Raw genomic sequence first — 21,415 nt, 5'->3', positions numbered from 1 at the left:
CCACCGAGCGGAGGCATCTCCCCTGTTAATCCCTGTCAGCTTGCCGGATTTCGTGCCATGACGACCCAAGCCGCGCCGTTGATCATCACCGACCCCTCGCCGGGGAGGCTCGCGAAGGCGGCACGAACTGCGGCGGAGGCACGGGCGCGGATGTCGTCGGGCTGACCAGCGAGCGCACGCGACAGCGGGCCGACCTCAAGCGTCATCCTCACTGCGTCGTCGATCGCCGCGTCCCGCGTTTCGCCCTCGCCGAATGGGACGGCCGCGTCGAAGGGCGAGATAACGATTTCGGTGAAACCGGCCGCCGTCAGGATGCGCGCCACGTGCTCCCGGTCGCCGAACGAAAACGGGCCGGGCGCTTCGGGATCGGGGAGCGCGCTCGGCGGGACGATGTCCTTGAGCGCGCCCACCGGCAGTCGCATCCAATCGTTCTCGGCCGCACCGCGCCAGCAGACGAAAGCGACCCGGCCGCCCGGCCGGAGCGCGCGTCGCATATGGGCGAACGCCGCTGTCGGATCGGGGAAAAACATCACGCCGAAACGCGAGAACAGAATGTCGAACGCGCCTTCGGGCAGCTCTGCGCTGCTGGCGTCGGCCACCTGAAACAGGGCCGGCGTATCGTGGCGCGCAAGCGCGCGCGCTCGATCGATCAGCGGTTCGGATATGTCCACGCCCAGCACTTGGCCCCCCGCGCCGACGCGAGCGGCCAGAGCCAGACTTGACGCACCCGCGCCGCAGCCGATGTCCAGCACGCGCTCACCCGTCGCGGGCGCGGCGGCTTCGATCGCGGCCTGGCCGAACACCGCCACCAGCGCGTCGAGCCGGGCCTGGTTGGCGACCCAGCGCTCCCCGCTTTGACCATTCCAGTCACCCACCTGATCAGCACTTTGCTTTGCCATGTCATCTCCTTGACTCGACGATCCGCCTTTCGCCGCGTCGATTTACGCCAACCTTTTCGAAGGCGACGACGCAACAAGAGCAGGGATCTGTGCTCTCAAACCACCATCGACTGCTGGGCGAAGATACCCGCCATCGCGCCCTGCGATGAAGCCTGGGTGACCGAGGGCAAGAAGGGCGTGGCGAGGTCGCCAGCGGCGTAGATGCCGGGCACGCTGGTTTGGCGGCGCTCGTCGACTTTGAGGACGATGCCGGTGGGCGTATCGACCGTGGCGAGGCCCAGTGATTCATGCAGGCGTGCGGACGGCTTGTTGCGCGGATGGGCGAACAGGACGTCGACCGCGACATTGCGGCGGGTATCGAGATTGACGGTGTTGATATGGCCCTTGTGATGGGCGATCTCGACGATCCGGCCATCGACGACAGGCATGTTGCGACGCGCCAGATCGACTTGGATATCGGGCGCAATGTCATGACCATCGGCGAAGACAGTCAGCTTGTCCGTCCAATCGCGGAACAGCCTGGCAGACTGGTGCGACTGCGGGCTGGACCAGACGAGGCCCCAATGCTGGCCGGCGACTTCAAAGCCGTCGCAATAGGGGCAGGGCACGATGGACGTGCCCCAGCTTTCGGCAAAGCCCGGAACATCAGGCATCTGGTCGGCGACGCCATAGCTCAGGATCAGGCGGTGCGCCCTCAGGCTTTCGTTATCGTCAGTGACGACGCAGAAATCGTCGATGGCGCCAGACACGCTCTCGGCCCGGGCATTGACCAGCCTGATCGTTGGATAGCGCGTCAACTGCTGCCGCGCCTCGACCAGGATGTCCAGCGGTGGCTTGTGATCGTGGCCGAGCAAGCCATGCGAGTGGCCTGCAAAGCGGTTGCGCGGCCGGCCGGTATCGAGAACCGTGACCTTGCGGCGGGCACGGCCGAGCTGCAGGGCGGCGGCGAGGCCGGCAAAGCTGCCGCCGATGATGATGACGTCATCCATGGTGATGGGCTCCGTGTTGTGATTGGAGGGGTGGGCTGGGCGTGGTGTGCAATATCGTCCAGCGATACGCGCTTGAGACGGTCAGCGAGTAGGGCTTCGGCATTGGCGAGAAAGTTGCTGATGGCTGTATTGATCGGCCCCACAATCCCGCATTCGATATCGCCAGGCGCCCCGGGGAAACCTGATTTGGGCAACTGGTTGAAACCTATCCTTGGCTTGCACATTTAAGATACTGCGTGGTATCGTAGTGCAGGAATTTGAATACTGTCAAGTACTGGAATTGTTGTGACCGAAAACAGCCAGAGCCGGCGCGGCCGGCCCGCCAACGAGGCGCTTCGCCAAACGATCGTCGACGCCGCCTGCGAACTCTTTGTGGAATTGGGTTTTCAAGCGACGACCATGGACAAGGTCGCGCAGCGGGCGAAGATATCCAAGCTCAGCATCTATCGGCACTTCGAGAACAAGGAGGCGCTGTTCAGCGCGGCCATGGTGGCCCACTGCCATCAATTTGCACCCCAGGCCCTTTCTGAAAGCGTCGACGGTTCAGCCGAAGATCAGCTCATGGCGGTGGGATCATCCCTGCTTCGCACGCTGTTGAGCCCGGACGTCCGCAGTGTCGAAGCCATGGTTTTGGCCGACAAGACGAATCAAAAGTCGTTAAGCAAGCTCCATTACGAAGCCGGGCCCGCCCATGTCATCGCCCAAATCGAGGCCGTGTTGCGTCAGTTGCACGCGAAAGCGATTCTGAACGTACCCGATGCTCTCCGATCCGCCCGCTTGTTTGCCGCGCTTTTCAAAGGATCCGATCTTCTGCTTGTCGCACGCTTCGATGAGGCGAGAGCAGAGGATGACAACGAAATCGAATCCTATTGCCGGTCGGCCGTCGCCATGTTCATCGCCGCGCACGGTGGCATCTAAAGGTGCGCTATCGCGGCTTGATGAAGAACCCGCAGAGTTGCACACGCTGTTCGCTCTAAGCAATCTGTGGATGACGCGCGAACGACTGATGCGCGAGGCCGCTGCATGAGCGCAAAAGCCGCCCGCGCGGGCAGGCAATCGGCGCCTTCCTTATGCCGAACGTAGCGCTGCATTCGAGCCAGGTGCCGCACCGCTTCCACCGCATCGGCCCTATGTGGATGGCTCAGTGCGGCAAAACGAGTTCTGAACACCATCCCTAACCTTGCGGGCGCTTCCTTTCGATCTGGTGAACGACAAGCTGATTGCTTATAGAGAAATCAAACTTAAGTTCGAGAGCAATTCGAGGGTCGAGCAAGACGTCATCCTTGCACGGCGTAAGCCGCCTCACCAACTCACGGGTCTAAGCGTCCGCAGAGGCCGATGACTTGCCCCCAGGCGACGGCACGGAATGACCGTTCCACTCCGATACCTACCCTTAGAACAGAGACTGCTCGACCGGCTGCAACGGGTCGACAGCGCCCCTTGGAGGAGCGTGATAAACCGAGCCCCGGCCCGTCATACCGCCCGACGTCAGTTGGATTCTGGACCCGTAGACAACTACGCTCGATGCCACGGAGCGAGCGTGGGCCAGAAGCTTTCTTACCAGCGTGCACGCGACGGATCACGCGATCCCGGCGAAGCGTTGCTCTAAATAGGCGATGATGGCGTTGGACTCGTACAACCAGCGCGACTGGCCCTCTTCCTGAATATGCAGGCAAGGCACTTTAATCTTGCCGCCGCCGGCCAGCAAACGATCCCGTGCGATGGGATCGTTTTTGGCGTCGTGCAGCGTCATCGGCACATTCAGACGATGCAGGGCGCGCCGGGTCTTGACGCAGAAGGGGCACGAATGGAACTGATACAGCGATAGCCGCGCCGCTTCTTTTTCTACAATCGCCTGACCTTGCGCCCGACGGCGCTGCGGGTGCGGGCGACTGACGGCGTCGCCGAGTAAAATCAACTGGCCGAGACCGACTCGCAGGGCTTTCATCAACATAGGGACTACCTTGAACGGCGAATGGGAGCGGGCAAGTCTACCCTTTCCAACATCCGACTGCTCCTGGCCTAACTAAGGCGGTCGCGATGGGCAGCGGACGACACTACCCGGGCCGGCCGCGGTGGTCGGGAACGGTCATGAAGCGACAGTAACACGATAGGATGCCAGTCCTGTCAGCGTTTCAGTAGCGATACAACAAGCCGCACCTCATTCATGTCAGCAAGCCCACCCAACGTCGTTCCCAAGCCCGAGCCTGAGCGCCTCGCGGGACTGGTTGAGCGCGTCACGTTCCACAACGCCGATAATGGATTTTGCGTCTTACGCCTGAAGGTCAAGGGCGAGCGTGATCTCATCACACTGATCGGACATGCCCCCACCGTGTCGCCAGGAGAGTACGCCTCAGCGTCGGGCACGTGGGTGACCGATCGCGAGCACGGCCGGCAATTCAAGGCGGTCTTCGTCAAGATTTCGCCGCCGAACACGCTGACTGGCATCGAGCGCTACCTCGGCTCCGGGATGGTCAAGGGTATCGGTCCGGTGTACGCCAGCCGGCTCGTCAAGGCGTTCGGTGCCGCCGTGTTCGACGTGATTGAACAAACGCCCGCACGCCTGCGCGAAGTTGGCGGCATCGGCGAGATTCGCGCGAAAAAGATTACCTCCGGCTGGGCCGACCAGAAGATCATCCGCGAAATCATGGTGTTCCTGCATGGCAACGGGGTGTCCACGTCGCGGGCGGTGCGCATTTTCAAGACCTACGGTCAGGACGCGATTGCCGTCGTCAGCGAAAATCCTTACCGGCTGGCACAGGACATCCGTGGCATCGGCTTCCTGACGGCCGATACCATTGCCCAGAAAATTGGTATCGCGCGCGACGCGCCGATTCGGGCGCGAGCCGGGGTGTCCTACGCGCTGTCGGAGGCCGCCGGAGAGGGGCATTGCGGTCTGCCCCGGACGCATCTCGTGTCGCTGGCAGTCAAGCTACTCGACATTCCAGAAGCCATCATTGAGACGGCGATCGACGCAGAACTGTCCGAGGGCGTGGTCGTCGCCGACATGCTTTATGACGTGCCCAGCGTATTTCTCGCGCCGCTTTATAACGCGGAACGCTCGATTGTCTCGCAGATCCTTCGCCTTCGAACGGGCTCGCCGTCGTGGGGTTCGATGGACGCCGCGCGGGCAATCCCATGGGTCGAGCAAAAACTCTCGATCGAGCTCGCGGAAAGCCAGAAGCAGGCGATCGGCCTGGCGCTCTCGTCAAAGCTGCTGGTTATCACCGGCGGCCCAGGCGTTGGGAAGACCACACTGGTCAATTCGATCCTGACGATCCTGCGCGCCAAGCAGGTCAAGGCGCTGCTGTGTGCGCCAACCGGGCGCGCGGCCAAGCGTTTGTCGGAGTCGACCGGACTTGAGGCGAAGACGATCCACCGGCTGCTTGAAGTCAATCCCGCTAACGGGCAGTTCAAACGCAACGAAGAATCGCCACTTGAATGCGATCTGTTAGTGATCGACGAGTGCTCGATGGTCGACGTGCCGCTGGCGAACCAGTTGCTCAAAGCGGTGGCAGGCGAGACGGTAGTGATCTTCGTCGGGGACGTGGATCAGCTGCCTTCCGTTGGCCCCGGACAGGTTCTCAATGACTTGATCGAATCGGGCTCGGTGGCGGTCGTGCGATTGACGGAGGTTTTTCGTCAGGCGGCGACATCACGCATTGTCCGAAGCGCTCACCAGATCAATCAGGGGCTGTTCCCGTCCCTGCCGGCGAAAGGCGAAAAGTCGGACTTCTATTTCGTGCCGGCGGAAGAACCCGAGGCGATCGCTAAAACAGTCGTTGGTCTGGTCAAGACCCGGCTACCGCGAAAATTCCAGCTCGATCCGGTGCGCGACATTCAGGTGCTGTGCCCAATGAACCGGAGTCTCACCGGCGCTCGCGGTATCAACCAGCTGTTGCAGGAGGCGCTGAACCCGCCGGGCGAACAGAGTATCGAGAAGTTTGGCTATCGCTTCAGCGTCGCTGACAAGGTGATGCAGATCGAGAACAACTACGACAAGGACGTCTATAACGGCGACATTGGATTTGTGACCGACATCGACGCTGAAGAGCAGGAGCTCACCGCAACCTTTGATGAGCACATCGTCACCTACGCATTCGGCGAACTCGACGAGCTGGTGCTCTGTTACGCGACGACGATTCACAAATCCCAGGGATCGGAGTACCCGGTTGTGGTGATTCCGGTCTCGACGCAGCACTACATGATGCTCAAGCGGAACCTGATCTACACCGGCATTACGCGCGGCAAGCGCCTTGTTGTGCTCGTCGGGCAAAAGCGTGCACTGGCGATGGCAGTCAAGGGCAAGCAAACGGAACGCCGCTACTCGAAGCTTGCGGAATGGTTACGCGGCATATCAGAGTAGCGTGCTGATAATATCCGGCACAGAAGGATCACCCTCCAAGGTCAGGACAGTTATGGATTATCGTGTCAGCTACGAACACAGCCTGAAGAATGCGCCGGACGAATTTATCGTCCACGTGCCATCGCAGCTCGTTGAGGATATTCCGGCTAATGTGCCGCGCGCGCTCCTGCCTGAATACATCACCGACCTGATCCTGAAGCGCTCTTCCCAGATCGGGAAAATCCGGTATCTCCGGATTCTCTGACGAAGACATGCGGCGAACGTCCAGTCGGGGAGCGTGGCGGCGTCGAGTTTCTTGCTTCCTGTCGTGTGTCGGCGCACGTCAGGCCGTGGGGCAGCAAACGGCCATGATGGGTCATTCGCGTCGTGACGGCGAATGGCTGCTCGCCGGACCCATACCGGCCATCCACACTACAGAGATCGACGAAACGGCAATGCATGTTATCGGTTGTAGTCGTGCAGCACTCGTCCGTAAGGCAGTGTCAGGTCGGCAATGAAGTGAACGGAGCGACGATGCGCCTGACCGGCAAGTCCGACACAGGCGCATTGACGTGTGGTAGCAGAGCAAGCCGCGCTGGTCCTGACGATGCTCCTGGATGCCCATCAGGTTGCCCTGCGACGTACGCCGGACCGGCTACTCGCTTGCGAGACGTCATTAATCCATAAGTTAACTAATCAGTCAGACTGCCTTAACCCCAACGGCTTTTTGGCAACTAATACTTTTCAAACGGCAGGCGAACACACCTGCCGTCACGCACGTCGGCAGTCTCCCGCCGAGCCGCAGAAAGTAACGCCACTACCCGTCGATACTCCGTTGGGCAGATACGCGTCCGATGCCATTGAGAGTGACCCAGGAACGAGTACTTGATGAAAAGTCTGCGCATCGGCACTCTTGGTTTCGCGATCAAGTCGAACCGAGTTGCGCCCCGTGTTCGCTGGGAAGTATTCAGTGTCCACGTCCGGCTGATCACCGCAGTTCCATTTGCGGTATCGGCAGTGATGTTTCTGTTGTGGGGACAATATGCCCGACGTTCCTCGTTCAGCGCCTGGCACGTCGCAATTCCCACGGCGTTGGGCGGCTTGTTGTTCGCCGCTGCGCTGGATCTTTCGTCGCGTTATGAGGTGATGGCCGCTTTCATCCTCTGGGGCGGTTGGCGTCTATACCCACATGCATCGTTCTGGCAGTTGCCGCCTCGCTATCTGAACAACGCGGCGGCTGCGCCCGGCATCGGCCTTGTCAATATCATCGGCACGCTGGCCGGCATCCTCGGACCTTACGCAACGGGCTGGCTGCACAGCCTTACCGGCCCCGATCGCGTTCCGATGCTCGGTGTTGCCGCGCTGATGTGCGTCTCGGCAACCACAGTAGTATTCGCGGACCGCGCCAACCGCGCGGCGGCCCGCCAGCAGCCGCGCCCCGGCGCAGTACTCCTTGAGCCCGGCCGCGCTCTGACTCTCCGGCTGGCACACGCTGGTTAGCGCACGTGCGAAACGCTCGCAGGATTGAACTATTCACAAACAGAGGTTTAATACGATGCGAAATGATGTCAAGCTGATTCTTCTCGACAAACACCAAGTCGAGGCGTTGTTAAAGCCTGACGATGTCGTCGAAGCGGTACGGGAGGCGTTTGCTCTGCACAGCGCGGGCGAAGGGCGTGTCTTTCCTGTTGTCAGGGAGGCGCTCGTGACGGGTGGCGTATTTGGAATCAAATCGGGCGACGTACAGTCGCAAGGCCTGCTCGGCTTTAAGGCTGCGGGTTTCTGGCCGGCAAACCGCGGCGTGGGCGGCGAACCGCACCAGGCCACCATCATGTTGATCGATCCCAAGACCGGCCGGCCTGTATGCGTGATCGACGGCAACGCAATCACGACCATGCGCACGGGTGCGGCAGGTGCTTTGGGATTGACACTCTTCGCGCGTGCGGACAGCACCCGCCTGTGCGTTTTTGGCACGGGCGTACAGGCGCGAGTTCAGGTCACATTCGCGCTGCGTGTGCTAAAGCAGCTTTCCTCCATTCGCTATGTCACCGTGGACGCTCAGCGCGATGCTTCGTTTGAAGCGCATTTCACCGGACACTGCGAAGTGTCGCATGCGACCGACCATAACGCCGCAGTTGCCGAAAGCGATGTGGTGATCACCGCGACTCCAGGCTTCGGGCCGCTCTTCAACGCGGCGGCGGTTCGACCCGGGACTCACCTCAACTGCGTCGGTGCCGACACCAAAGGCAAACGTGAACTTCCCGAAGGCTTGCTGATGCGCAGTCGCGTTTTCGTCGACGACCGGACCCAGGCGCGAGAAATCGGCGAGACTCAATGGGCGCCGGGCACCGTATCTATCGAGATCGGCGATGTGATCACCGGCCGGGTCCAGACAAACCGGCAGCCGGACGACATCACGCTGTTCGACATGACGGGTATTGCCCTGCAAGACCTGACGGTGGCACGCCTGCTTCATCAGCGCGCCTGCGAAACAAGCACGGCAACGTCGTTGGCGTGGCCCTGGTAATATCATTGGGTCATAGACCACAAGCACAGGCCGTCAGCCCAAGTCCAGCACCGATCAGGCCGATTAGTTCGTCGATGGACAATACGGTTAGGCGGCCACACTCAACTTTCCAAAGGAGCGGTACGTCGAACGCTTGCGCAATGTCGTTGAGCCTGCCCTGCGACTCAATTGCACACCTCGCAACTAAGAGACGCCCGGGTAAAGAATATGGATGACGTGACTTCCACACATTCCACGATAGGTTCAAATTCACGCCAGACGTCTGATGAATTGAAATCTCCTGCCATCCAGCAGGCGCGTCTCGATCTCGCTGCGTGCTTTCGCATGGCCGCGCGGCTCGGCCTTCATGAAGGCATTTGCAACCACTTCTCCGCGCTCGTGCCGGGACACCCGAGGCTCTTTCTGGTCAACCCGCTCGGTTACGCATTCGATGAAATCACCGCTTCCAGCCTGCTGATCTGCAATTTTGACGGTGAGGTTCTCGCTGGAAAAGGGGAGCCCGAAAGCACGGCTTTTCATATTCATGGGCAGGTGCATCTGCACCATCCACATGCCGTTGCATGCTTTCATACGCACATGCCGAACGCAACCGCCCTGTCGATGCTCGAAGGGCCGCCGTTGCGATGGGCGGGTCAGACATCACTGAGGTTTTACGGCCGGCTCGCGGTGGAGGAGCGTTTCGGCGGCCTCGCGTTGGACAACCGTGAAGGCGAACGCATCGCAGCCGCACTCGGGAGCGCGAACGTGATCTTTTTGAAAAATCATGGCGTCATGGTCGCTGCCCGAAGCATCGCGCAAGCCTGGGACGACCTCTACTATCTCGAACGGGTTTGCGAAGTGGAACGCCTCGCGCTGTCAACGGGCGTGCCTCTGAAACCGGTCGATCCACAGGTCGCGCGATTGACCTTCGAACAAATGGAGTCCGGCGCCGAGGAAGCCAGTCAGCTACATCTTGAGAGCATCAAACGCAGGCTCGATAAGCTGGAACCTGACTACCGGGACTAACCTGAGTCATGGTGTTTGGAGAGTGACGGCATACCGTTGCGGTCACATCCCGTCAGACGGCAGTCGCGCGAGCGCCCGAGCCATCGGCACGCGGGTCCTTTGCACACTTGCCGCGCTCGGGATGCTCGCTGCCATTTCGCGGGAGCCAAGGCTGTTGCAACACCGAGGCATGGAGAAGCTCAAGAAAACGAGTTGCGCGCAGCGAGCGCCCATGCCGCGAACTGATCAGCGCGACGATATCCGCGTCCGGTTGCGTCCATGCACCGAGCAGTGGGACAAGCCGCCCCGCGTTCAGGTGTTCGGCGACATCCCACTCGGAACGTGAAATGATCCCGAGTCCGGCCAGTGCCCAATCGCGCACGGTGCCACCATCATTGCTCGTCATGACCGGTTCGATACGGACGTTCGCCGGTGCACCATGATCTTTCGGCGTGAAGCGCCACATCGTCACGTCTTCATCGTTTTCACGCAGCGCGATACAGTCATGCGCGCGCAGATCGTCCGGATACCGCAGTTCGCCGCGCCGGGCCAGATAGCCGGGCGCGGCGCACAGGATGCGGCGGTTAGGTGCAAGGCGCCGGCTGACAAGCGACGAATCGCGCAATTCGCCGATATGTACCATTAGGTCCCACATATCGTCTGAGATGCTCGCGGGACGATCGGATAGCATGAGGCTTGCGTTGACTTCCGGATAAAGGGTGCGAAATTCAGCAATGGCAGGCGCGACATAACGCTGCCCGAAACCGAGCGGCGCGATCACCCGCAGATGTCCAGCCACCGAGCCGCGTCGCGATGCCAGCGTGTCCGCCAGATTGCCGATGTCATCGCAGATCCGGCGCGCATTGCTCGCAAGCAGTTCGCCCTCATCGGTGAGCACCATGCGCCGCCCCGATCGGTCGATTAACCGCATGCCCAAGCGCGCTTCAAGAAGACGCAGTCGCTGCGTGACCGCGGGCGGCGTGACGCCGAGCTTGCGCGCGGCGTCAGCGAGTGACGCCGCGTTCGTAAGCATAATGAAAAAGTGCAGGTCCTCGGTCGAGATCATTGACTTGAGTGTGAGCGCAACAATCCGAGGATGGTAGTCTGCGGGTTTTTTGACCGCCATTGCTATCTGCGTTTGACACGAGAGATTCCTTGCGATCCGCCTGCGCAATTCGTCTGCTGATTTACAACGATGATGTCCGCTCAGCCCAGCCGACCCTCAATCACGAGAGTTCCGCAAGACCATCGACCCGCACCTGACACATTCGCGCGAGTGACTGCAGAGCGCGCGAGGCCGTGTCCCGGCTCAACGGCGCACGGCCTCTGATATGACTTCGGGTGCGGCCACTTCACGAAAACAACCTCGCCGCCGCGTTGTTCGCCGAAATGCAAGCGGCGAGCGTGTTATTCGGCCGCGTACGTGGTCTGCTGTTGTTCGCCAAGACCATCAATGCCAAGGCGCATCGTCTGCCCCGGCTTCAGAAACACTGGCGACGGTTTCACACCCATGCCGACTCCCGGCGGCGTACCGGTAGAGATCACATCACCCGGCTGCAGGCTCATGCACTGGGACAAATAGGAAACCAGCTTCGCGACGCTGAACACCATCGTGCGCGTATTGCCGTTTTGGTAGCGATGCCCGTCGACCTCGAGCCACAGATCGAGTGCCTGCGGATCGGCCACTTCGTCGCGAGTCACGAGCCAGGGGCCGATTGGTCCGAATGTGTCGCAGCCCTTTCCCTTGTCCCACGTGCCGCCGCGTTCAATCTGCCACTCGCGCTCCGACAGATCGTTGATCACGCAATAGCCCGCTACGTACTCGAGCGCATCTACTTCGTCGACGTACTTGCAAGACTTGCCGATGACGACGCCGAGTTCGGCTTCCCAGTCGGTCTTCGCGGAGCCGCGCGGGATTTCAATGCCGTCATTTGGGCCGCATACGGCGCTCGTCCACTTGTTGAAGACAATTGGCTCCGTAGGAACCGGCAGATTTGACTCGGCCGCATGGTCGACGTAGTTCAGGCCGATACAGACAAACTTGCCGATGTTGCCAACGCATGCTCCGATGCGCGGTTCGCCCTGCACGACAGGCAACGACGCAGGACCGATGGCGCGCAGCCGTGCAAGCCCTGCGTCTGTTAGCACGTCACCAGCGATGTCGTCCACGACAGCAGACAGATCACGAATCTTGCCGTCACTATCCAGCAACCCTGGTTTTTCATGCCCTTTCGGCCCATAACGAAGCAGTTTCATTGTTTGACTTCCTAAGGTTTTCTATTGAAAATCGGGCTTCTTCGGGCCAGCCGTTTAGCCCGGTCTGACGCTACTTCGCGCGTCAGCTCAACTCATCTCGGCGCCTGTCCTCTCCGTCCTGCCCCATTCGTGCGCCGGCTGGACGGGTTCGTGGCTCGGCGAGCGTCGCCGCGGCATTAATGCTTGAGTACCCGTGACAGGAACGTACGCGTGCGGTCATGCATGGGATTGTCGAAGATGGCGGCCGGCTCCCCTTGTTCAAGCACCTTGCCGTGGTCCATGTAGATGACCCTGTCCGCCACCTCGCGCGCGAAGCCCATTTCATGGGTAACGATCATCATCGTCATTCCAGAACTTGCGAGCTCGCGCATCACTTCAAGCACCTCGCCTACCATTTCCGGGTCAAGCGCCGAGGTCGGCTCGTCAAACAGCATCACCCGCGGCTCCATCGCCAGCGAACGCGCAATCGCGACTCGCTGCTGCTGTCCGCCGGAAAGCTGGGATGGGTACTTGTTGACATGGTCTCGTAGTCCAACGCGCTCGAGCAGCTTGCGGGCAATCGTCTCGGCGCGCGCACGCGGCCATCTGCGTACGCGGATCGGTGCGAGCATCACGTTTTCCAGAACGGTCTTGTGCGGAAACAGGTTGAAGTGCTGGAAGACCATGCCGACTTCCTTACGGATAGCCGCCAGTTCCTTCCTTGAAGTGCCGAACACATCCTCCGACGGCGCCAGCTCGATTCCATCGACAATCAGTTGGCCATCGCCGAAATTCTCCAGCCCGTTGACGCAACGAATCAGGGTCGACTTGCCGGAGCCGCTCGCACCGATAATGACCACCACTTCGCCGCTCTGTACTTGCAGATCTATGTCTTTCAACACGTGAAATGCACCGTACGATTTGTTCAGCTTGTGCATTTGGACAATCGCGGACATATCCACTCCTTCGTCAAAAATATCTTCACCCAGCAAAGAAGCTGGCCATCCATCTTGTTCGAGGCGGCAGCCTAGCGCGCACCCTCGCTCATTTTCAGTTCAATCCGGCGAGCGCCGTACGATATGAGCGAGCCGATCGCGAGGTAAGCAGCGAACAGAAAGGCATAAACCTCGTCTTGCGAGCCGCTGTACTGCGGATTGGCGAGCACGGTTTGTCCTGCCTTCAGAAAATCGGTAAGCCCGATAATGAACAGCGCGGGTACGTTGTTGAACAGGTCAAGCACGTTCCCCACGAGCGCGGGAATCACGGCCTTCAATGCCTGCGGAAGAACGATGAGGAAACTCTCGTCCCGCTTGCTGAAGCCCAAAGACTGAGCCGCCTCCGATTGCCCCCGCGGCACGCTCTGAATACCAGAGCGAACATACTCGGCGGCATAGGCCGCGTAGAAGAGCACGAAACCCGCGATGCCCCGCGCAAGGTCCGGAATATGAACCTGAGGTGGAAACACCAGCGGAATAATGATCCATGACCAGTAGACGGTGCAGACAAGCGGCACGGAACGCATCAATTCGATGTACCCCGAACACGCCAGTCGCACGCTCGAAAATCGGCTATTTCTGCCGAACGCGAGCAGGATGCCTACCGGCAGGCTGAGCAAGGTGGCAATCACCGTGACGAGGACACTCAGGAGCAATCCACCCACCCATCGGTCGACGCCGGCCGGTGCCAGCAACGCGCAGATGATGCCCACGCCCAGCAGCCACAACAGGCCCATCATGCGGCCGATCTGGGGCCAGCGGCTCGTAGCGGCGCATGCGACCAGCGCGATGGAAAGACAGCCGAACACACCGGCGAGCCAATGAAGTTGAATACCAAAAGTCACCGCCGCGGCCGCCGCCAGAACGGCGCCGCTCAGGACATGGCGCTTCCAGCGCTTCGCTATCAATACAAGGCCGATCGTCATGCCGAATAGCGCGCTCAGTCCGGCGCCAGTAACGAGCGCACGCCAGATCTGGTCTGCCGGGAACGTCCCGACCAGCAATACGGTCAGGTTGTCCACCACGACCGACCAATGCGCGATGAACAAGACCCAGCGCGCGGCAAGGACTGCAATATAAAGCGTCAGCGGAATCGACACCAGCGAGAGCAGCGAACTGGATGAAGTCGAGAACAGGTTGTGCCGCGCCCAACGACCAATGGTCATTGCCATTACCGAGCTCCTTTCTTCATGACACGCCGGTTGTACAGGTTCGCGATCGCACTAATGGACAAGCTGATGAGCATGTAGACGACCATGACAATGATGATGCCCTCCAGTGCACGTCCGGTCTGGTTGGCGACCGTCCCGTACACACTGAACATATCGGGAAAACCGATCGCAATTGCAAAGGAAGTGCTCTTCGCGATGGTGACGTACAGGTTGCCAAGGGAAGGCAGGATGACGCGCACCGCTTGCGGCAAGACGACGACCCAGAGGGATTCACGATGGCCGAGACCTAGTGCAGCGGCTGCCTCCCACTGCCCTCGGTCGATCGATTGCACCGAACCGCGCACCACTTCGGCAACGTACGCGGCGAAGTTCACGCTGAGACCGATGATCAGGGCGGCCATCTCCGGAGAAAAGCCCGCGCCACCCGACACCGAAAAAGCGCTGGCCTGCGGCATGTCGATGCTGAACGGCCGCCCAGCGACCGCAACGCCGAGCGCCAATATCCCGGCACTCACCGCGAAGGCTAAGCGACGCTGGCCTCGCGTCCTCACCAGCACACCCACGGCAAACACGGCCACGGCCAGTCCTGCAATCCACGCGTAGCGGGACGCCGCCGGGGTAGCAATCAGCCACGGAGTGAACACACCTTGCCGGCTTGCGATCAACGCACCATGCAGCAGCGTCGCATCTGACAGGCTTGGCAGTTGCAACAGCACAGCGAAATACCAGAAGATGATCTGGATGAGTAGCGGCGTATTGCGGATGAGTTCGACAAACGCCCATGCCCAGTTTTTGACGACCCAATTCCTCGACATGCGCCCGACGCCGACCAGCACGCCAACAACGGTGGCGAGCACGATCGAGATGAGTGTGACTACGAGGGTGTTATAAAGACCCGCAATCAGTGCCTGGGCGTAGGTCTGCTGAGAATTGAACGGCACCAGCGACAGACCGTGCGGACCTTTCGCTACGGTCAGGCCCTCACTGATGTCGAAGCCTGCAGGCTGCTTGAGAAAGTCGAGGCTAAACCCGATGCCATGGCGTTGAAGACCACCCCATACCGTCGCGAAGAAGGCCAACACGACCGCAATAATGGCCGCAAGGATCAGCGCCTGGATCGCCGCTGCGCGCGTGCGTGCCGCGCGCCGCCGCTTCGATTGGGACCGTGAAGCGGGTGAAGGAGGAGGTCCGAACGGTCGATTTTTTTCCGTACTGGACAGTTTTAATTGCGACACTCTTCCTTCTCCACTGACGTCAAAATTTCCAATGCGGGCGGACAGTTGATCTCGTTTCATATCCGGACTCTGCCGAAGCCGGCGGCAGGTTGCCGGCCGCCCGCTTCAGTGCGACTTGCGCTGCTTAGTACCAGGGCGGCGAATACATCATGCCGCCGTCATTCCATGCCGCGTTCAGAGAACCCTTGCGTTCAATTGCGTAGGGTGTCCGTGGGCCGATATTGCGGTCGTAGATCTCACCGTAATTGCCGACCGACGCGATCACCTTCTGCACAAACTCAGGTTGCAGCCCGAAATCCTTGCTGAGCGTACCGTTCACACCCAAGAATTTTTGCAGGTACGGGTCTGTCGTCTTGACGAAGGTCGGCAAATTCTTCGAGGTGATGCCGTGCTCTTCGGCTTCGAAGGTCGCATAGATCACCCATGTCAACGCAGCGTGCCAGCGAGGGTCGTCCTCAGACACAAACCCTGCGAGCGGCGATTTGTCGAACGCCTCAGGAAGAATCTGGAAGGCAGCAGGATTGCTCGCGTTGCCGCGCCAGCCCGCCAAAGCCGACTTGTCCGTCACCATTGCGTCACAACGTCCGGAATTCAGCGCGTCAAACAGTTTGTTCGTGTCCTGATAGGTCAGCGCCTTGGTTGACGTTTTCCAGTTGTGAGCCTTGAAGTAACCGGCCAGCATCTGCTCCGTTTCCGAACCCTGCGTCGTGCAGAATGTCGCACCGTTCAGGTCGCTGATGTGCTTGACCTTCAGCGCGGTCTTGACCAGAACACCGGTACCGTCATAAAAATTGGTGGGCAGGAAGGAAATGCTGAGCGCTGCCGACTCGCGCGTCGGCGTGACCGTACTGTGGGCGAAAACGACGTCGGCCTGCCCCGTGCGAAGCGCGTTAAAGCGGCTGCGGTCCGTGACGATCACGAACTGGACCTTGTTCGGGTCACCTAACACGGCGGCAGCGGTCGCCCTGCAAAGGTCGACATCCATGCCTTCCATCTTGCCGGTCTTCGTGTTCAGATAGCCGAAGCCCGGCGTTGCATTGTCCGTGCCGCACAACAGCGTGCCGCGTTTGACCACCGTGCTCAGGTGATCTTCATCGGCGTGTGCAGCGGTCATTCCCAAAGTCAACGCACCGCAGCTCAACGCCATGCACGCAAGGAGACGTGCCGCATTAAAGCGAATCTTCATGTTATTTCTCCAGCCCGGAAAGATGACGTCGGCCCGCCTATTCCGAGCAATATCGGCGCGACGCAAGATTGCAACCAACCATTCGTATTCACTTCCCAGTCCTTTCCATTCTCGAAGCTCGATCGCATGACAACCTGGGCTGACATGCAATGCTTCGCGCTACTCGACAACCTTACCTAAAGCAGGCGTGTAGTTGTCTCAGCAGCGGGGAGGGACTTGCCGCTAACTATCACCACCCCTGAAAGCGTGGCCATTGGGCTGCGATTTCGCGAGAGCCGGTTCGAATCAACTCGTAGTGGGCGTGCTGGGCGGCCGTCGCGCAAGCGTGATTCGGGAGAATGCGCACAAGCGAGCCGATGGGTAAATGAGGCAGCGACGCCCCACTACCGCTGCGCACGGCGATGATCCCCTGCTCCTGGTTCGCCTGAACCATGATCAGGTCGGGGTAGGGCACGCCGTCGACACTGCACACCACGCCATAACTCTGATCGATTCTCTGCGACGCCGTACCCCGATCGCGCGACATCGCCATCCAGCCTGCATCGACGAGAATCCATCCCTTGGCGGCCTGGTGACCGATGACGGTGGCCAGCACGCTAACAGCGATGTCGTCGACCGTGCACACATCAAGACCTGCCATCACGAGATCGAAAAACACGAACACACCCGCACGCACCTCCGTGACGCCCGTCAGGTCGCCCGCGAAATGGGCCGTCGGCGTCGACCCCACACTGACGACGGGGGCTGGCAACCCCGCAGCGCGCAACACTGTTGCGCAACCGACTGCCGCTGCGCGTTCGCGTTCGGCAATCGCCACGATCTCTTCGATGCTCCTGCATGCGTACGATTCGCCCGCATGAGTCATGACGCCACGCAATTCCGCACCGCCGTCATGCAGCGTGTTGCCGATTGCCAGAAGATTGACCGTGTCATCGGGCCGCACACCGGCGCGATGACCGTCCGAGTCGATCTCGATCAGCGTTGGAATGCGGTCATTTGTGCGGCGCGACTGCTCGGCAACCGCTCGCGCAGCGTCGACGTTGTCCACCACGACCGACAGGTCGATGCCCTGCCGGCGTAGTGCACTCACGCGGTCGAGTTTGCTGGGCACAACGCCGACACCGTAGAGAATGTCGCGCACGCCGCCGGCGGCGAACTGCTCCGCTTCCTGAAGAGTCGATACCGTCGCCGGTCCGGCCGGACCATCCATCACGCGACGCGCCACTTCGATCGACTTCGGTGTCTTCAGGTGCGGGCGCAACTTGACGCTGCGTTCCGCGAGCCGTCCCCGCAGACGCGCGATGTTGCGCATCATGCGGCTCTCGTCGAGCAACAGCGCAGGGGTGCACAGGGACTCGATTGGCCCAGGCGTTGCGGCGCGCGACTCACCGTGGAACTCAGGCTCACTCGGATCTGTTGTTGTACGTCTCATGCTCGACATAATTCCTCTACCTTGGGACGAGTTGGACTTGCTTACAGCGCGACCACGCCGGTCTTGATCTGCGCAAAACTGCGCAGCCCCTCCGCGCCTTTCTCGCGTCCGTACCCGGAGCGCTTGAAGCCGCCGAACGGCAGTTCAACCCCACCTGAGGCGCCATACGTGTTGACGAAGACCTGCCCGGCCAACACCTCCCGGATCATTCGATGCGCGGTGGTCAGATCGCGCGTCCACACGCCAGCAACCAGTCCATAGTCGGTGCCATTGGCCAGTTGGAGCGCTTCCTCGAGGTTGCGGAACCGCGTCACGGCCAGCACCGGCCCGAAGACTTCGTCCTGGCCCATCGGGCTCGCGGGGTCGACATCGTCAATCAATGTTGGTTGCAGGAAGAAGCCCTTACCGAACACGCCGCCGTTCAGCGCGTTGCCGCCGGCAACGATCTTCGCGCCGTTGCCGCGCGCCTGCTCGAGGAACGACATGACGCGACTGCGCTGCGTCTGCGAAATGAGCGGCCCAAGAACGGGGTCAGTCAGAGCAGGACCGATCGTCACGTTGGCAAAGGCCTGCTGGATGCGCTCCACCAGCACGTCGTGCACGCTTTCGTGAACCAGCAGCCGCGAACCGGCTGAGCAGGTTTGCCCTGCATTTTGCAGAATGGCGTTGACGACGCCCGGTACGGCACGTTCGAGGTCCGCATCGGCGAACACGATATTGGGCGACTTGCCGCCCAATTCCATCGTTGCCGGAATTACACGGTTGGCCGCGGCGTGGGCGATGATGCGTCCTACTTCGACTGAGCCGGTGAACGAGATATGGTCGATGTCGCCATGGCTCGTCAACGCTGCACCGGCCGTCTCGCCATAGCCAGTCACTACGTTCAGCGCGCCGGCAGGCAAGCCCGCTTCAAGCGCGAGCAATGCCAGTCTCAACGCGGTCAACGGCGCTTCTTCAGCAGGCTTCAACACGCAGCAATTGCCCATCGCCAGTGCGGGGGCGATGGTGCGCGCGAAGATCTGCATCGGATAATTCCATGGAATCACGTGCGCGGTGACACCATGCGGTTCCCATTGCGTAAAGATCATCGTATCCGCGTTCAACGGAATGGACGACCCATAGTGTGTCTCGAGCGCGCTGGCGTAAAAGTCAAAGTAGCGGCTGGTAATTTCAGCATCGCGCTTCGCTTGCCGCAAAGGCTTCCCCGTTTGCAGCGCTTCGAGCTCCGCCAGTGCATCGCGGTCACGTTCGACCAGTTGAGCGATGCGGCGCAGAATGCGTGCGCGCTCGGCAACCGCCACCTTGCGCCACGGATGCGACGCGCGCCGGGCCGCGCTAACCGCAAGATCGATTTCCGCAGGACCGCAGTCCGGGGTCTGGGCGATCACTTCGCCGCTGGACGGATCCAGCACCGCTACCGTGTCGCGTGTCTCAATCGACTCACCGTTGATGACGGCCGCTTCCTGCTTCATTGCTTGACTCCTCGATCATTCGTGGACGGATCGCCGCCGACAGGTCAGGACCGATCCTTGGAAATTCGCCGGTGCTTGCTGCGCCTTCTGGCGCGCAACCGCATAGGGCGGGACGAAGTATTGCCAGCCAAAATGCCAATAGGGTTAACGCCAACGCGACTTCATCATTAATGCGGCAGTTAATAGAGGGGACGCGAAAGATCCACGGTCGTGCGCCACAGGCATGTTCTTTTGGGCATGTGCACGAGTGCGATCGCAGCGCTCCTCGCACTATGCTTCCCTGGAGCCGGGCTTCACGCCGTGATGGCATATCTCGCCTTGGAAACTGCCCAAGACGAGTTATGACGTCATCCGTCTCGTCATAGGGGCACAGCGAATTGTCGAGCAACACTGAATGTCGAAGGTTGGCATGGTCCGCCATTTGCGCTTTTTTGGCGCATGGTCGGACGGCGGGGTACTGTCAGATTGCTGGCATGTGGACGAAAATGCGGCGGCTATTCCTGGCCTCCGGCTCTCCCTATGCCGGAGCCAGGGCGATCGCCCAGCGCACGCGAGTCGCCCAGCCCCCAGTTACGGCGTGGGGAGAACGGCCGCTTTTGAGCGCGGTGGTGACATTCGGAGAATCTTACTGAGGGGCAGGAACGGGTCGATCACGGTCGGCCCCGAAACCGGCGAACGTGATAGAGCGCAGGGGAATGCCCGTCAAGGCGCAGATGCACCTGTTCCTTTGACGGAACCGCTGGTCGCGCGCAGCCCAGGCATCGCTGTCTCGTCCGTCATCTGTTTTCCGGCGAGCGCGCGTTATTGCGGCCTGAGGTGTAGATCGTTGCTCACGGATTGCACCCCCGCCACGCCGCGCGTCACGGCAAGCGCTTGCTGAATCTGTACCTCTGCATCCACGTATCCTGACAACTGCACGACGCCTCGATACGTGGCGACGCTGATCGGCAAGGATCGCAGCCGTGGGTCTGCGACGAGCGCCTGCTTCACCCTGGCGGCGAGCGCAGCGTCGTCAGTGGCGACCTTCCCCGGCGCGGTCACAGCCTGCGTCGCTGTCGACTTGCAGCCGTTGATGAACACGAACGCGGGGAGCGCGAATGCCGCGACCACCAGCAACCGGCTTTTGATGTGTGGCACGTCTCGCATGTCGGCTATGACATCCTGATTCGTGAACAGCGGGCGTCGTTCGGGTTGGCTTCGAGGTACACATGTGCGCCCTCGTCGAGTCCACCATGATAGTGCAGGGTGGCGAACTTGCGACCGAGCCGACTCCGCCAACTCTGTTCATGCTGCGAGGCGAGTCTTTGGCTCAGTTCGGCCGGGAAGTGGCGCGAGGTCGCAGGCCGGTAAGGCGGGTGGTACGGCTCAGTTCGGCCACGAGCCGCCGCTCAGGCAAGCCGGCATGGCCGTTGTGCTCCTGGAAAATGCGGCAATGTTGGGGCACATTCCGACGCAGCATCGCGCGCTGGTGACCTGCAGCGAGGACATTCCTCACACTCACGCGCCCGTGGTCCCGCTCAATGAATTCTGGGTGAGCCGGGCGATCCGGGCCGGCGTGGCGAATATTGCGCCGCACGCGCTGCGCGCCAGCCGCTCAAAGCACGACCTCTCCGCCTGCGGGCTACATGCCCTGCCGCGGGGCTACCTGGAAGACGTCGCCGCGCCTTATCCCGATCGCTATCTGGCCCCGCTGGATGCGGCTTATTCCGGCTACGGCATCGTGCGTCATTCTGAAGCGGGGAGCTTCGACCCGATGGCGATCGCCCGGGCGGTGCAAGCCGACGCCGGCAGCGTCATGCGCACCGTGCTCGACGAGGACGCCGCCCGAGTGGTGGTGGAAGACTACCTGGACGGCGAGGAGTACAGCGCCGACGTGTTCGTGCACCAGGGCCGGACGGTCGTGCTGCGCCTGTTTCGCAAGATCGTCACCTGAATCGGCGGGCG

At 60.9% G+C, this 21,415-nt stretch carries 19 protein-coding genes and 1 pseudogene; 8 read left to right on the top strand and 12 right to left on the bottom strand.

The window, feature by feature from the left end; translation table 11 throughout:
- Nucleotides 1-35: 35 nt before the first annotated feature.
- Nucleotides 36-899, bottom strand: coding sequence for a class I SAM-dependent methyltransferase (locus tag OKW43_RS13855; RefSeq protein WP_026226061.1), 864 nt, complete (start codon nt 897-899; stop codon nt 36-38).
- Between the two features lie 95 nt (nt 900-994).
- Entirely contained in the window at nt 995-1,888 is an 894-nt protein-coding gene (locus OKW43_RS13850) for an NAD(P)/FAD-dependent oxidoreductase (RefSeq protein WP_429447902.1), read from the bottom strand.
- A gap of 285 nt (nt 1,889-2,173) precedes the next feature.
- On the opposite strand from OKW43_RS13850, the gene OKW43_RS13845 reads away from it, so the two are divergent.
- Together OKW43_RS13845 and OKW43_RS13840 are read left to right on the top strand one after the other, a co-directional pair.
- A complete protein-coding gene (locus OKW43_RS13845) occupies nt 2,174-2,806 on the top strand; it encodes a TetR/AcrR family transcriptional regulator (protein ID WP_018421953.1) in 633 nt (210 codons plus the stop codon).
- Nucleotides 2,794-2,915: pseudogene (locus tag OKW43_RS13840) on the top strand (IS5/IS1182 family transposase); the annotation flags it as partial. The gene OKW43_RS13845 and the pseudogene OKW43_RS13840, both read left to right, overlap by 13 nt.
- 552 nt (nt 2,916-3,467) lie before the next feature.
- Here OKW43_RS13840 and OKW43_RS13835 read toward each other — a convergent pair.
- Nucleotides 3,468-3,842, bottom strand: coding sequence for a glutaredoxin family protein (locus OKW43_RS13835; protein ID WP_429447900.1), 375 nt, complete (start codon nt 3,840-3,842; stop codon nt 3,468-3,470).
- 213 nt (nt 3,843-4,055) lie between these two features.
- Between OKW43_RS13835 and recD2 the strand changes: the two genes are divergently transcribed.
- The 5 genes from recD2 to OKW43_RS13810 all read left to right on the top strand — a co-directional run bounded on the left by recD2 (nt 4,056) and on the right by OKW43_RS13810 (nt 9,765).
- Nucleotides 4,056-6,254, top strand: a complete 2,199-nt coding sequence (gene recD2, locus OKW43_RS13830; RefSeq protein WP_429447898.1) for an SF1B family DNA helicase RecD2 — start codon at nt 4,056-4,058, stop codon at nt 6,252-6,254.
- Nucleotides 6,255-6,306: 52 nt separating this feature from the next.
- A complete protein-coding gene (locus tag OKW43_RS13825) occupies nt 6,307-6,498 on the top strand; it encodes a hypothetical protein (RefSeq protein WP_429447896.1) in 192 nt (63 codons plus the stop codon).
- Nucleotides 6,499-7,121: 623 nt separating this feature from the next.
- Nucleotides 7,122-7,733, top strand: a complete 612-nt coding sequence (locus tag OKW43_RS13820) for a hypothetical protein (RefSeq protein ID WP_429447894.1) — start codon at nt 7,122-7,124, stop codon at nt 7,731-7,733.
- Nucleotides 7,734-7,788: 55 nt separating this feature from the next.
- Nucleotides 7,789-8,760, top strand: a complete 972-nt coding sequence (locus OKW43_RS13815) for an ornithine cyclodeaminase family protein (RefSeq protein WP_429447892.1) — start codon at nt 7,789-7,791, stop codon at nt 8,758-8,760.
- A 216-nt stretch (nt 8,761-8,976) separates the two neighbouring features.
- On the top strand, nt 8,977-9,765 hold the full coding sequence (locus OKW43_RS13810) for an aldolase (RefSeq protein WP_429451668.1): 789 nt from the start codon (nt 8,977-8,979) through the stop codon (nt 9,763-9,765).
- Nucleotides 9,766-9,817: 52 nt separating this feature from the next.
- Here the strand turns inward: OKW43_RS13810 and OKW43_RS13805 are convergent, their stop codons facing one another.
- From OKW43_RS13805 to OKW43_RS13765, 9 genes are all read right to left on the bottom strand, one after another.
- Nucleotides 9,818-10,870, bottom strand: a complete 1,053-nt coding sequence (locus tag OKW43_RS13805) for a LysR family transcriptional regulator (RefSeq protein ID WP_429447889.1) — start codon at nt 10,868-10,870, stop codon at nt 9,818-9,820.
- Between the two features lie 281 nt (nt 10,871-11,151).
- Complete coding sequence (locus OKW43_RS13800; protein WP_187637418.1) at nt 11,152-12,000, bottom strand: ureidoglycolate lyase; 849 nt, start codon at nt 11,998-12,000, stop codon at nt 11,152-11,154.
- 176 nt (nt 12,001-12,176) lie between these two features.
- The gene (locus OKW43_RS13795; RefSeq protein ID WP_429447886.1) at nt 12,177-12,935 is read right to left on the bottom strand and encodes an amino acid ABC transporter ATP-binding protein; all 759 of its coding nucleotides are present in this window, start codon (nt 12,933-12,935) and stop codon (nt 12,177-12,179) included.
- 71 nt (nt 12,936-13,006) lie between these two features.
- Nucleotides 13,007-14,146, bottom strand: coding sequence for an amino acid ABC transporter permease (locus OKW43_RS13790; RefSeq protein ID WP_429447884.1), 1,140 nt, complete (start codon nt 14,144-14,146; stop codon nt 13,007-13,009).
- Nucleotides 14,146-15,441 carry an ABC transporter permease subunit gene (locus OKW43_RS13785; protein ID WP_429447882.1) on the bottom strand — a complete coding sequence of 432 codons (1,296 nt, stop codon included), beginning with the start codon at nt 15,439-15,441 and terminating at the stop codon, nt 14,146-14,148. The genes OKW43_RS13790 and OKW43_RS13785 overlap by 1 nt, the downstream gene beginning before the upstream one ends.
- Nucleotides 15,442-15,505: 64 nt before the next feature.
- Nucleotides 15,506-16,567, bottom strand: a complete 1,062-nt coding sequence (locus OKW43_RS13780; protein ID WP_429354857.1) for a transporter substrate-binding domain-containing protein — start codon at nt 16,565-16,567, stop codon at nt 15,506-15,508.
- Nucleotides 16,568-16,796: 229 nt separating this feature from the next.
- On the bottom strand, nt 16,797-17,882 hold the full coding sequence (locus OKW43_RS13775; RefSeq protein WP_429447880.1) for an alanine racemase: 1,086 nt from the start codon (nt 17,880-17,882) through the stop codon (nt 16,797-16,799).
- A 158-nt stretch (nt 17,883-18,040) separates the two neighbouring features.
- Entirely contained in the window at nt 18,041-19,471 is a 1,431-nt protein-coding gene (locus OKW43_RS13770) for an aldehyde dehydrogenase family protein (RefSeq protein ID WP_429447877.1), read from the bottom strand.
- Nucleotides 19,472-20,272: 801 nt separating this feature from the next.
- A complete protein-coding gene (locus OKW43_RS13765) occupies nt 20,273-20,617 on the bottom strand; it encodes a BON domain-containing protein (protein WP_429447875.1) in 345 nt (114 codons plus the stop codon).
- A 256-nt stretch (nt 20,618-20,873) separates the two neighbouring features.
- Here OKW43_RS13765 and OKW43_RS13760 point away from each other — a divergent pair, with 256 nt between their 5' ends.
- Complete coding sequence (locus OKW43_RS13760) at nt 20,874-21,404, top strand: hypothetical protein (protein ID WP_429447872.1); 531 nt, start codon at nt 20,874-20,876, stop codon at nt 21,402-21,404.
- The last annotated feature ends 11 nt before the right edge of the window (nt 21,405-21,415 follow it).

The organism is Paraburkholderia sp. WC7.3g (assembly GCF_050436345.1).
Classification (GTDB): Bacteria; Pseudomonadota; Gammaproteobacteria; order Burkholderiales; family Burkholderiaceae; genus Paraburkholderia; species Paraburkholderia podalyriae.
Note: the sequence above shows the minus strand (reverse complement) of the source record. Positions and strands in the feature narration are given on the sequence as shown.

Coding starts and splice junctions, on each gene's coding strand:
- OKW43_RS13795 (WP_429447886.1), bottom strand. CDS start 12,935: ATGTCCGCGATTGTCCAAATGCACAAGCTGAACAAATCGTACGGTGCA.
- OKW43_RS13850 (WP_429447902.1), bottom strand. CDS start 1,888: ATGGATGACGTCATCATCATCGGCGGCAGCTTTGCCGGCCTCGCCGCC.
- OKW43_RS13805 (WP_429447889.1), bottom strand. CDS start 10,870: ATGGCGGTCAAAAAACCCGCAGACTACCATCCTCGGATTGTTGCGCTC.
- OKW43_RS13800 (WP_187637418.1), bottom strand. CDS start 12,000: ATGAAACTGCTTCGTTATGGGCCGAAAGGGCATGAAAAACCAGGGTTG.
- OKW43_RS13815 (WP_429447892.1), top strand. CDS start 7,789: ATGCGAAATGATGTCAAGCTGATTCTTCTCGACAAACACCAAGTCGAG.
- OKW43_RS13765 (WP_429447875.1), bottom strand. CDS start 20,617: ATGCGAGACGTGCCACACATCAAAAGCCGGTTGCTGGTGGTCGCGGCA.
- OKW43_RS13770 (WP_429447877.1), bottom strand. CDS start 19,471: ATGAAGCAGGAAGCGGCCGTCATCAACGGTGAGTCGATTGAGACACGC.
- OKW43_RS13855 (WP_026226061.1), bottom strand. CDS start 899: ATGGCAAAGCAAAGTGCTGATCAGGTGGGTGACTGGAATGGTCAAAGC.
- recD2 (WP_429447898.1), top strand. CDS start 4,056: ATGTCAGCAAGCCCACCCAACGTCGTTCCCAAGCCCGAGCCTGAGCGC.
- OKW43_RS13820 (WP_429447894.1), top strand. CDS start 7,122: ATGAAAAGTCTGCGCATCGGCACTCTTGGTTTCGCGATCAAGTCGAAC.
- OKW43_RS13785 (WP_429447882.1), bottom strand. CDS start 15,441: ATGAAACGAGATCAACTGTCCGCCCGCATTGGAAATTTTGACGTCAGT.
- OKW43_RS13825 (WP_429447896.1), top strand. CDS start 6,307: ATGGATTATCGTGTCAGCTACGAACACAGCCTGAAGAATGCGCCGGAC.
- OKW43_RS13790 (WP_429447884.1), bottom strand. CDS start 14,146: ATGGCAATGACCATTGGTCGTTGGGCGCGGCACAACCTGTTCTCGACT.
- OKW43_RS13760 (WP_429447872.1), top strand. CDS start 20,874: ATGGCCGTTGTGCTCCTGGAAAATGCGGCAATGTTGGGGCACATTCCG.
- OKW43_RS13775 (WP_429447880.1), bottom strand. CDS start 17,882: ATGATGCGCAACATCGCGCGTCTGCGGGGACGGCTCGCGGAACGCAGC.
- OKW43_RS13835 (WP_429447900.1), bottom strand. CDS start 3,842: ATGTTGATGAAAGCCCTGCGAGTCGGTCTCGGCCAGTTGATTTTACTC.
- OKW43_RS13780 (WP_429354857.1), bottom strand. CDS start 16,567: ATGAAGATTCGCTTTAATGCGGCACGTCTCCTTGCGTGCATGGCGTTG.